General features: G+C 74.2%; 8 protein-coding genes. 5 read left to right on the plus strand and 3 right to left on the minus strand.

What is annotated here, in order from left to right:
* Positions 1-11: 11 nt before the first annotated feature.
* The 4 genes from ACZ4FH_RS24380 (at position 12) to ACZ4FH_RS24395 (ending at position 4,120) form a co-directional block, all read left to right on the plus strand.
* The gene (locus tag ACZ4FH_RS24380; RefSeq protein WP_467307343.1) at positions 12-1,142 is read left to right on the plus strand and encodes an FAD-dependent oxidoreductase; all 1,131 of its coding nucleotides are present in this window, start codon (positions 12-14) and stop codon (positions 1,140-1,142) included.
* Entirely contained in the window at positions 1,139-2,137 is a 999-nt protein-coding gene (locus ACZ4FH_RS24385; protein WP_467307344.1) for an amidohydrolase family protein, read from the plus strand. Before ACZ4FH_RS24380 ends, ACZ4FH_RS24385 begins: the two co-directional genes overlap by 4 nt.
* 3 nt (positions 2,138-2,140) lie before the next feature.
* Positions 2,141-3,073 (plus strand): VOC family protein, encoded by a 933-nt coding sequence (locus ACZ4FH_RS24390; protein WP_467307345.1) that lies wholly within the window; start codon positions 2,141-2,143, stop codon positions 3,071-3,073.
* A 75-nt stretch (positions 3,074-3,148) separates the two neighbouring features.
* Positions 3,149-4,120, plus strand: a complete 972-nt coding sequence (locus ACZ4FH_RS24395; RefSeq protein WP_467307346.1) for a fumarylacetoacetate hydrolase family protein — start codon at positions 3,149-3,151, stop codon at positions 4,118-4,120.
* 67 nt (positions 4,121-4,187) lie between these two features.
* Here the strand turns inward: ACZ4FH_RS24395 and rph are convergent, their stop codons facing one another.
* Positions 4,188-6,782: a rifamycin-inactivating phosphotransferase gene (gene rph, locus ACZ4FH_RS24400; RefSeq protein ID WP_467307347.1), complete on the minus strand. Its 2,595-nt coding sequence runs from the start codon at positions 6,780-6,782 to the stop codon at positions 4,188-4,190.
* Between the two features lie 258 nt (positions 6,783-7,040).
* Positions 7,041-9,281 (minus strand): serine/threonine-protein kinase, encoded by a 2,241-nt coding sequence (locus ACZ4FH_RS24405; RefSeq protein ID WP_467307348.1) that lies wholly within the window; start codon positions 9,279-9,281, stop codon positions 7,041-7,043.
* A gap of 420 nt (positions 9,282-9,701) precedes the next feature.
* On the opposite strand from ACZ4FH_RS24405, the gene ACZ4FH_RS24410 reads away from it, so the two are divergent.
* Positions 9,702-10,436, plus strand: a complete 735-nt coding sequence (locus tag ACZ4FH_RS24410; RefSeq protein ID WP_467307350.1) for a dienelactone hydrolase family protein — start codon at positions 9,702-9,704, stop codon at positions 10,434-10,436.
* Between the two features lie 108 nt (positions 10,437-10,544).
* Here the strand turns inward: ACZ4FH_RS24410 and ACZ4FH_RS24415 are convergent, their stop codons facing one another.
* Positions 10,545-11,594 (minus strand): aldo/keto reductase, encoded by a 1,050-nt coding sequence (locus ACZ4FH_RS24415; RefSeq protein WP_467307351.1) that lies wholly within the window; start codon positions 11,592-11,594, stop codon positions 10,545-10,547.
* Between the last annotated feature and the right edge of the window lies 1 nt (position 11,595).

Here is an 11,595-nt window from a genome sequence, read left to right on the forward strand (position 1 = left end):
AGGAGTTGTTCATGAAGGAAGCACGCAGGGTCCTGGTGATCGGCGGCGGGGCGGCCGGCAACGCCGTCACGGTGCTGCTGCGCCGGTCCGGTGCGGAGGTGGATCTGGTCGAGGCCAGGGAGGACTGGAACGCCACGTCCGGCTCGGGCATCACGCTCCAGGGCAATGCCCTGCGGGTGCTGCGCGAACTGGGGGTCTGGGACCGGGTGGAGGCCTCCGGTTACGCCTTCGACGCGGTCGGCATCACCGCCCCCGACGGAACGGTCCTGCACGTCCAGGAGGACATCCGCAGCGGCGGCGACGATCTCCCCGCGACCGTCGGCATGCAGCGCCCGGCGCTCCAGCGGATCCTGATCGAGGCGGTGCGCGCGAGCGGCGCGACGGTCCGGCTGGGAACCACCGCCGAGGTGCTGGACCAGGACGCGGACGGGGCGCGGGTCCGGTTCGGCGACGGTTCCGAGGGCCGTTACGACCTGGTGGTCGCCGCCGACGGCATGGGCTCCGCCACCCGTGCGGCGGCCGGTTTCCCGGAGCGGCCCGAGCCGACGGGCATGGCCATCTGGCGTATCGCCGCCCCGCGTCCGAAGGGCGTGACCCGCACCGACCTGGCGTACGGCGGACCGGCCTACATCGCCGGGTACTGCCCCACCGGCGAGGACACCCTCTACGCGTACGCCGTGGAGGCCAAGCGCGACCGGGAGTCGATCCCGCCGGAGTCGTACGCGGAGCAGATGCGTCGGCTCACCTCCGCCTACGGCGGTTTCTGGCCCGAGATCACCGGCCACATCACCGATCCGGCGGCCGTGAACTACACCTGGTTCGACCGGATGCTGGTGGAGGGCTCCTGGCACCGGGGGCGGACCGTGCTGGCCGGCGACGCGGCGCACTGCTGTCCGCCGACCCTGGCCCAGGGGGCCGCGCTCTCCCTGGAGGACGCCTGGGTCCTGGCGGAGATGCTGGCCGGGGCGGACCGGTGGGACGACGCGCTGCTCCAGGCGTACTACGAACGGCGGATCGCCCGGGTCCGGCCGGTGGTCGAGGCGTCCGTGCAGCTCGGGCAGTGGCAGCTGGACGGGGTGCGCGACGCGGACGTGCCCGGTCTGATGGGCCGCACGATGACGATGCTGCGGGAGCTGCCGTGACCGCGCCCACCGTCGATGTGCACGCCCACGTCCTGCTGCCGGAGATCGAGGAGCTGGTCGCCGGACGGCCGGGGCTGGAGGAGGCGCGCGCCCTGGACGCCCGGCGCAACGGACCCGCCGCCCTCGCCGTCAACGGGCCGATGGTCCGCGAGCGGCTGCCCCGGCTCACCGACCCCGCCGTGCGGCTGGCCGCCATGGACGCCCAGGGCGTGGACGTCCAACTGGTCAGCCCCTCCCCCTCGCACTACCACTACTGGGCCGACGCGGAGACGGCGGAGCGTCTCTGCCGGCTGGCCAACGAGGGGACCGCCGCCCACTGCCGGGCCGCGCCCGACCGGCTGCGGGGGCTCGGCCTCGTCCCGCTCCAGCACCCGGACCTCATGGTCGCGGCGCTGGACCACGCGCTGGCGCAGGGGCTGACCGGTGTGGAGATCTCCAGCCACGCGCCGGGCCGCGAACTGTCCGATCCGGCGTACGCGCCCTTCTGGGCACGGGCCGAGGAGTCCGGCGCGCTGCTCTTCCTGCACCCCTTCGGCTGCACGCTCGACGAGCGGCTGGACCGGTGGTACCTCTCCAACACCGTCGGCCAGCCCGCGGAGAACGCGGTCGCGCTCTCGCACCTGATCTTCTCGGGCGTCCTGGACCGCCACCCGGGGCTGACGGTGATCGCCGCGCACGGCGGCGGCTATCTGCCCACCCACATCGGGCGTTCCGACCACGCCTGGGCGACCCGCTCCGACGCCGGGGCCGGCTGCGCCCACCCGCCGAGCGGCTATCTCCGGCGGCTGTACTTCGACTCCCTCGTCCACGACCCGCACGTACTGCGGGAACTGGTCCGCGTCGCGGGGGCCGACCGGGTCCTGCTCGGTTCGGACTTCCCGTTCGACATGGGCAGCGAGGACCCGCTCGGCGCGCTGCGCGCCGCCGGGCTGACCGACTCCGAGTTCCACGCCGTCCGAGGCGCGAACGCCGCCGCACTCCTCCGGAAGGACTGACCCATGCGTCTGCTCACCCATCTGCGCCATGTCGACCTGGCCGTGCCCGACTTCGAGAAGCAGCGGGACTTCTACGCCGGGGTCTGGGGCCTCACGGAGACCGCGACGGACTCCGGGCTCTCCTTCCTCGCCGCCGAGGGCTCTCCCGAGCAGTACGTGGTCCGGCTGCGCAGGGCCGAGGAGAAGCGCCTCGACCTGGTCTCCTACGGTGCGGCGAACGCCGCCGACGTCGACACCCTGGCCGAGCGGCTGCTGGCCGGCGGGGTGGAGCTGATCAGCCGGCCCGGGAAGGTCGACACCCCGGGCGGCGGCTACGGCTTCCGCTTCTTCGACATCGACGGACGCGTCATCGAGGTCTCCAGCGACGTGGCCGTGCGCACGCACCGCAGGATCGAGGAGAAGGAGTCGATCCCGGTCAAGCTCTCGCACGTGGTCCTCAACTCCCCCGACCTGAACCGCACCCGGGAGTGGTACGAGCGCCACCTCGGCTTCGCGCTCTCCGACACGCTCAGCTCCCCGCACATGGGCGAGGTCATGCACTTCATGCGGATCAGCAACCAGCACCACTCCATGGCCATCGCCCAGGGACCGCACACCTCCCTGCACCACGTCTCGTTCGAGATGCGCGGGATCGACGAGTACATGCGCGGGTCGGGCCGGGTGATGCGGGCCGGGTTCCGGAAGATCTGGGGTCCCGGCCGGCACATGGCGGGCGACAACACCTTCACGTACTTCCTCGACCCGCACGGCAACACCGTCGAGTACACGACGGAGCTGGAGATCCTGGACGAGGACACCTGGCACCCGCACGTCTACGACTTCTCCCGGCCCGAGGTCACCGACCAGTGGGGCACGGCGAACGCGATGAACGAACTCGTCGCCAAGGAGTCGTTCAACGACCCGGACCGGGGCGTGTTCACCGCCCCGCCCTGCTGACCCCTCCCGTCCCCGGCGGGGTGGGCGCCCCCGCGTCGCGCACCCCGCCCCTCGCCGACCCTCCGGAGTCCTGCCATGCGATTCACCTCCTACGAGTACCGGGACCGCGCCCGGGTGGCCGTCGTGTCCGAGGACGGTGTGCTCTTCCCGCTTCCGGGTGTGTCCTCGCTGACCACACTGCTGGAGGAGACCTCCGGACTGCCCGGTCTCCTCGCCGCGGGCGAGGCGGCCCTCGCCGGACCGGCCGGTCCCGACGCCCGTGAGGTGCGCCCGCTCGCACCCCTGCGGCCGTCCTCCCTGCGTGACTTCGTCACCTTCGAGGAGCACGTCGAAGGGGTGCGCCGGGCCGTGGACGGCGCCTCGGGCGTGCCCGAGCAGTGGTACGCGGCACCGACGTTCTACTTCACCAACCCGCACGCGGTGTACGGCCCCGGTGAGGACGTGCCCGTACCGCCCGGCTCGGAGCTGTTCGACTTCGAACTGGAGGTGGGCGCCGTCATCGGCCGCGAGGGCCGCGACCTGACCCCGGAGCGGGCCCGGGACCACATCGTGGGCTACACCGTCTTCAACGACTGGTCCGCCCGCGATCTGCAGTCCGCGGAGATGCGGGTCGGTCTCGGCCCGTGCAAGGGCAAGGACACCGCCACCTCGCTGGGCCCGTATCTGGTCACGGCGGACGAACTGGAGCCGTACCGCGATCCCGACGGCTTCCTGCGCCTCGCCCTCACCGCCGAGGTCAACGGGGAGACGGTCGGCCGGGACCTGCTCTCCCACATGAGCTGGACGTTCGAGGAGATGACCGCGTACGCCTCGCGCGGCACCCGCGTGGTGCCCGGGGACGTCCTCGGCTCGGGGACCTGCGGCAACGGCGGCTGTCTGGCCGAGCTGTGGGGCCTGCGCGGGAAGCAGGACCCGCCGGCGCTGCGCCCCGGTGACGTGGTCGCGCTGACCGTCGAAGGGATCGGCACCCTGCGCAACACCGTGGTGCCGGGGCCCCGTCCCGTACCCCTGCCGCGCGGCCGGCGCCGCTCCCGGGAGCGGGCGTAGCGGACGGCCCGGCCCGCCCGGCGTCCGGGCACCCCGGAGGGGCCCGCGGGCCCCTCCGGAACCGTGGTCAGTCCAGGATCTCCACATAACCCTCCGCGCCGTGCAGCCGGATCCGCTGCCCGTCGCGGATGAGCGCGGTGGCCCCGTGCACGCCCACGACGGCCGGCAGGCCGTACTCCCGGGCGATGACCGCGCCGTGGGTCATCTGGCCGCCCACCTCGGTGACCAGTCCCGCGATGCCGACGAAGAGCGCGGTCCAGCTGGGGTCGGTGAAGGCGGTGACCAGGATGTCGCCCGCCGCGAGGTCGGCCCGCGCCAGATCGAGGACGACCCGGGCCCGGCCCTCGACGGTCCCGGTGGAGGCGGGCACCCCGACGAGCGCCCCGGCCGGTGCGTCGTCCCGGCGGTAGGAGCCGTCGAGTGCCTCGCCGTCGGAGGTGAGCACGCGGGGCGGGGTGAGCGCGTGGAACGAGCGGAACTCCTCCTCGCGCCGCCGGACGAGGGCCTCGTCGACCCGGCGGGTGCGGACCGCCTCGCGCAGTTCCTCGTACGTGAGGTAGAAGATGTCCTCCGGGTCGGCGAGGGCTCCCTCGCGCACCAGCCGTCCGGCCTCCGCGAGCAGGGCGCGCTTGTAGACGAGCATGCGGCTGACGAGGGCGTACTTGGGGTACTCGCGGTAGCCGATGAAGGCGCGGACCAGGTCGATCGTCCGCTTGGTCTCCTCGGCCCTGCGCTCGCCGTCCGGCAGGGCGCGTACCCGCTCCAGAACCTCCCGCTCCTTCTCCCGCGCCCGCCGCAGGCCCTCGTCGAAGCGGCGGGCGGCGGCGCCGGGGCCGAAGTTGCGTACGTTGTCGAGGATCGCGGGCACCAGGGTGCTCGGGCTCTCGGCCCAGCGGGGGCGCGTGATGTCGATCTCGCCGGCGCAGCGCATGCCGTAGCGGTCGAGGAAGGAGGCCAGGGCGTCGCGTGCCCCGGCACCGCCCTCGGCCTCGGCCAGGCCGTCGAGGAAGCCGTCGTCGCCGAGGTCCCGGAGGCGGGCGAGGACCTCGGGCAGCGGGCGGACGACATCGGCGACGTCGAGCAGGGCCAGGCCCATCTCGGAGGTGATGTTGCCCGGCGCGGACAGGGTGAGGGTGTCGACGGCGTTCTTCTCGCCCAGCCACTCGCCCAGCTTCTCGCCGAGCCACCAGGTGCCCTCGTGCGAGGCCATGATGGCGCGCATGTTCAGCGGGTCGCCGAGCAGGGCGCGCTGTTCGGCCAGGGCCTCGTCCAGGAAGTCGAACAGGGCGGGTCCGCTCACCGTCCGGATGCCGCGCTCCAGCGCGTCGAGGGACGCACGGCTGCGCTCGATCAGCTCCTCGACGACGGACGGATCGGGGTGGGCCGAGGGCGCCGCGCCCGGGGCGGGCGGCGCGGGCGGGGGCGCGTCCGGCAGCGTCGGGACGAAGTCGCCGCGGTCGAGCACCGTCTCCAGCGCGTCCCTGACCAGCGGGTCGCCGCGCCCCATGGCCTCCAGCAGGGCGGCCCGCGCCGTGGGTACGGCCAGTCGGGGGGTGACGTCGACGAAGAGCCGGCCGCCCGCCTCATGCATGGGCGTCAGGGCCGTCCGCCGCCAGACCGAGAGCCCGAGGGGCTTCATGGCGTCGGTCATCATCTGCCCGTGCCCGACGGACACGTAGACGTGGTTCCCGTCGTCGTCGGCCTCGGGAACGGGGAACAGGGTGGTGATCGGCCGGCTCTGGACCACATGGAACGAGCCGTCGTCGGCCAGGCACCATTCGATGTCCTGCGGCCGGCCGAAGTGCGCCTCGATCCGCCGTCCGGTGTCCACGAGGCGCAGGACCTGTTCGTCCGTCAGCGCCGGTTCCCCGCGCAGCCGTTCGTCCACGGCCACGTCCTGGGTACCGCCGCCGGGGCGGGCCCGCAGGGCGCGGTGCTTGGGCGCGACGGCCCGGGTGACGATCTCGCCCCGGCGGACCCGGTAGCGGTCCGGTTCGGCCAGTCCGGAGACCAGGGCCTCGCCGAGGCCGAGGCCGGCGTCCAGGGTGGCGGTGGTCCGGTCGCCGGTGACGGGGTCGGCGGTGAACAGGATGCCGGAGGCGTGCGGGAGGACCATCTCCTGCACGACCACCGCCATCCGGACGGCCCGGTGGGCGATGCCGTGACGCCGGCGGTAGACGACGGCCCGCTCGGTGAACAGCGAGGCCCAGCACCGGCGGATGTGCCGCAGGACGTCCGCGGCCCCGACGACATGGAGATACGTGTCCTGCTGTCCGGCGAAGGAGGCGGTCGGCAGGTCCTCCGCCGTGGCGCTGGAGCGCACCGCGCACCCGGTCCGCTCCCCCAGCGCGGTGAGCGCCTCGGTGACCTCTTCGGTGAGACCGGCCGGCAGCGGGGCCTCCTCGATGATCCGGCGGATCGCGGCGCCGAGCGCGCGCGTCGCCTCCGCGTCGTCGGCGCCCTCCTCGTCCAGGCGCTCCAGCGCGCGGAGGCGCTCGTCCAGCTCCGGCAGGTGCGCCGTCGCGTCCCGGAACGCGTCCGTCGTCACGCAGAAGCCGGCCGGTACCCGGACGCCCTCGATCCGTGACAGCGCGCCGAGGTTCGCGGCCTTGCCGCCCACCCGGGCGAGCGCTCCGGCATCGATCGCGGTCAGATTCCGCACCCGGCGCGCACGCCCCGTGCCGCCTCCCCGCCCCTGGGGTCCGGTCCCGTATCCGTCGCCCGCTCCACGCACGTATGGCCCTCGTTTCCGCAGCTGGTGGCTGTCTCGGCCGTCGATTGTGCGGCACCACGGGGGCCTTGCGGCAAGGCCCCCGGTGCGCTATACGTTAGGAGAGGCAGGGAGAGCGATCTTCCTGCCTTCGCCATGTGTGCCGCGTGTCGTGCGGTGTGCGCCGCGCCGTGCCGGTCCCGGGGGCGGTCAGTCGGACTTCGGCGGTTCGCGCGTGTCGAAGGCGAAGAGCGTGTTGTCGTCGGCGGCGACGACCAGCGCGCGCCCCAGGACCGTTACGCGCGGGCTCGCGCCCATCTCCCCGGTCAGCCCGTCGGCCTGCGGGTCCGTGGTCCACAGGACCTCGCCGTTGTGCGGATCCAGGGCGACCACCCGGCCGGTCGCGGAGCTGAAGTACACCGCGTCGTCCCCCGTCGCGGGACCCGACGCCCCCTCCACGTCCGTCTGCCGGGACCACTTCTTCCGTCCCGTCACGGGGTCGAAGGCGGTGACGCGTCCGGTCTGGGCGCTGATGTAGAGGGTGCCGTCGGCCATGCCGGGTGTGCCGTCGTACGTCTCGGGCAGCCGCGCGTACGCGACCTCGCGCGTGACCGGGTCGACCCGGACCACCCCGTCGTATCCGTCCGACGCGGGTCCCTCCCGGTGCTCGCGGAGCAGCACGAGGCTGCCGCCGGCGACGCCCATGGGGGTGGCGGGGCCGTCGAGGGCGATCGGGGTGCCGAGGGCGCCCGTGGCCCGGTCGACGGTGGACAGGGTGGGCCGGCTCACCTCCACCGCGTCGATCTCCTCGTCCGCGGCGCACATCGCGAGCAGCCGCGCGCCCATGGCGACGGGGGCGCACCGGGTGCCCGAGGGGAACGGTGTCCTCCAGGCGACCCGGCCGCTGTGCGCGTCACGGGACTCGAAGCGGGAGTTGGCGGCGTTCACCGTGACGACGTCGGTGCCGAGGACGACGGCGTCCTCGGTCCGGCCGGTGACGGCCGTGGACTGGGCTCCGGAGGGTGTGGCCCACAGTTCGCGGCCGGTGGCGGCGTCGACGGCCACGACCTCGCTCGCGGGGTCCTGCGGGGCGTCCTGGGCGGCGAACCGGAATCCGATCACCGTGTCCTCGGTGGCGCCGGCGAGATGCATGCCCTGGACGGGGACGCCGGGGCTCTTGACCGTCCAGGCGCGTGAGCCGTCCGAGACGTCGATCCGGGCCGCGACGACGCCTCCGCCGCCGCAGAACAGCGCCTCGCCGCGCGCCACGCAGCGCAGTTCGTCCGGGATGTCGGCCCGTCCGCCGAGCACGGTCTCGTGCCAGCCCGCGAAGCCGGCCGGGAGCGTGGCGCCGGGTGTGGTGACGCCCCCGGCCTTCGGGTCCTCGTCGCCCTCGCCGATACCGCTCGCCGTCAGCGCGGCGAGTCCCCCGCCTATGGCGGCCACCGCGACGGCGGCCGCGAGCACGGGGCGCCACCGGCCGCGCAGCCTCCGGGCGAGGGTGTGCGGACCCGTGCCGTCCGACGCGCCGGCCGGGCCCGGGACCGGCGTGGACGGCGGCGGGGTGGCGAGGTGGTGCTGCGTGGCCATGTCGCGGGTGCGCCCCGCTCCGGCGTCGGCACCGGCCGCCCGCGCGGAACCGAGGTCGGCCGGCAGGTCGCGCAGCAGCACGAGGAGTTCGTCGGCGGAGGGGCGCACCTCCGGTTCCTTGTCCAGGCAGGGTTCGACGACGGCCCGCAGCGCCTGCGGCACCGCGTCCAGCGAGGGTTCCTCGTGCACCACCTGATAGGCGGTCAGATAGGGGCTGTCCGCGTCGAAGGGGCCGTGCCCGGTCGCCGCGTACACGAGGAGCGTGCCGAGCGAGAAGACGTCGGAGCGCGGTCCCACACCGCGGGGTGCCTGGAGTTGTTCGGGCGACATGAAGGGCGGGGTCCCGATGACGCGGCCGGTCATCGTGAGCGTCTGCTGGTCGGCTGCGCGCGAGATGCCGAAGTCGATGACGCGGGGACCCTCGGGCGAGAGCACGACGTTCGACGGTTTGAGGTCGCGGTGGACGACGCCGACCCGGTGGATGTCGCGCAGCGCCTCGGCCAGGCCGATGGCGAGCCTCCGCAGCTCCGGACCGTCCAGGGGGCCCTCGGCCGCGATGTGCTGGGCGAGGGTGTGCCCCTCGATGTACGTGGTCGCCATCCACGGCTGGGCGGCGTCGGGGGCGGCGTCGACGACGGCGGCGGTGAACGCCCCGCTGACCCGCCGGGCCGCGGCCACCTCCTGCCGGAAGCGGATGCGGAACTCCTCGTCGCCGGCGAACTGCTGGTGGATCAGCTTGATCGCGACCGGCCGCCCCGAGCTCGTACGGGCCAGGAAGACCGTGCCCATTCCGCCCGTGCCGAGCCGGGCCTCCAGCGGATAGCCGCCGATCTCCGCCGGATCCCCGTCGCGCAGCGACACTCGCTCCGACCTCCTGTCCCCCGTCCGCCCGTGCCGTCACGGGGCCGCGTATCTGCTGGCACACAAACTAGCCGCTGTGCAGGGCGAAGGGGCACGGCGGGGGACGGAGCGGACCCCGTGGGGGTCCGGCGCGGCGCGCGGGGGCGGTGTCCGCGCCTCCGGGTCCGCCGCGGGCCGCGTGGTCCGGTGCGCGGAACCGCCGCCGGAGGAGTTGGCGCCGGCGCGGGGGACGGGGATAGGTTCGGTCCCATGACGACCGGGACGGCCTCGCGCCACACACGGATCGGTGACCCGGCACTTCCCTGAGTGCCGTCCGGGCCCCCGGGGCCCCCTGTCACGAGGACCGGAGCCGGGCCGCCCGTGCTCCGCCGCCCTCGGTGTCGATCAGCGGACGAACCCCTTCGACACCCAGGAGCCCCCATGCCCGACACGACCCTGCTCGTTCCCACGCCGGACGGCCCGGCCGACGCGTTCGCCGCCTTCCCCGAAGGGGGCGGGCCCCGCCCCGGCGTTCTGATGTACCCGGACGCGTTCGGCATCCGGCCCGCCCTGCGGGCGATGGCCCGCGAACTGGCCGGCCACGGCTACGCCGTGCTCGTCCCGAACGTCTTCCACCGGCAGGGGCCCACGCCCGTGGTCGAACTCCCCGACTTCATCGGGGAGGACGACCGGCCCGGCCTCATCGCCCGGCTGATGCCGTTCATCGAGGCGCACACCCCCGAGCGCACGCTCTCCGACGCCGACGCCTTCCTGTCCTTCCTCACCGCCCGCCCCGAGGTCGCCCCCGGGCCCGTCGCGGTCACCGGCTACTGCTTCGGCGGGCTGCTGGCGGTGCGTACGGCCGCCGCCCACCCGGGGACGGTGGCCGCGCTCGCCTCGTTCCACGGGCCGGTCCACGCCGACGGGCTGGATGTCCTCTCCCGGCTCCGCGCGGAGGTCCACTTCGGCCATGCGGCCGGTGATCTGACGCCGGAGGCGCTGGCCGGGGTCAACGCGGCGCTCGACGCGGCGGGCATCGCGTACACCTCGGAGATCTACCCCGGCACCGTGCACGGCTTCACGATGCCGGACACCGACGCGTTCGACGCCGGGGCGTCGGGACACCACTGGGACCGGCTGCTGTCGCTGCTCGGGAGCGCGCTGCCCGCCGGCTGAGCCCCGTCCGGGGTCCGCGCGGTTCCGTGCGCCGTCCGGTGAAGCCTCGAGGGTGCGGCGGGCGACCGCGGTGAGCGGTGACCGCCCGCCGTCCCTGCTCCTTCCCGGTCAGCCCGCCGCGCGCTCCGCGAGGGGGCGGCGCCGGCGGGCCGGGTCGGCCAGCGAGGCGGGGGTCCAGGCGGCGTCCGCCCGGTAGAGGTCGGTGCCGGGCGGCACGATCGCGTCGATGCGGTCGAGCGTCGCGTCGTCCGGCGTCAGCGCGGCACCCTTCAGCAGGCCCTCCAGCTGGTCGAGCGTGCGCGGTCCGATGATGACCGAGGTGACGGCGGGGTGCGTGGCGGCGAAGGCCACGGCCAGTTCGGGCAGGGTGCGGCCGAGATCGGCGGCCAGCTCGGCCAGTTGTTCCACGGCGGCGTACTTGGCGGCGTTCTCGGGCAGGGCGGGGTCGAAGCGGAAGGGCTGGTTGGCCGCGCGTCCGGTGCTCAGGTCGACGGCGGCGCCGGCCCGGTACTTCCCCGACAGGAATCCGGCGGCCAGCGGGCTCCAGGTCAGGACGCCCATGCCGTGGCGTTCGCAGACCGGCAGCAGGGAGCGTTCGATGCCCCGGGCCAGGATCGAGTAGGGCGGCTGCTCGGTGCGCATCCGCAGCAGGGCCCGCCGCTCGGCCACGTACTGGGCCTCGGCCACGGCCTCGGCGGGGAACGTCGAGCCGCCGAAGGCGCGGATCTTGCCCTGGTGGACGAGGTCGCTCAGGGCCGACAGGGTCTCCTCGATGTCGGTGTTCTCGTCGGGGCGGTGGATCTGGTAGAGGTCGATCCAGTCGGTTCCCAGGCGCCGCAGGCTGTCCTCCACGGCCTTGATGATCCAGCGGCGCGAGTTCCCGCCCCGGTTGCGCCCCTCCCCCATCGGGAAGTGCACCTTGGTGGCGAGCACGACGTCGTCGCGGCGGCCCTTGAGCGCCTTGCCGACGATCTCCTCGCACTCACCCGCCGAGTACATGTCGGCGGTGTCGACGAAGTTGATCCCGGCGTCGAGCGCGGCGTGGATCACCCGGGCGCCGTCCTCGTGGTCCGGGTTGCCGACCGCCCCGAACATCATCGTGCCGAGGCAGTGCACGCTGACTTCGATGCCGGTGCGGCCGAGCATGCGATAGCGCAAG

The sequence above is a fragment of the Streptomyces sp. NPDC024555 genome (assembly GCF_055559335.1).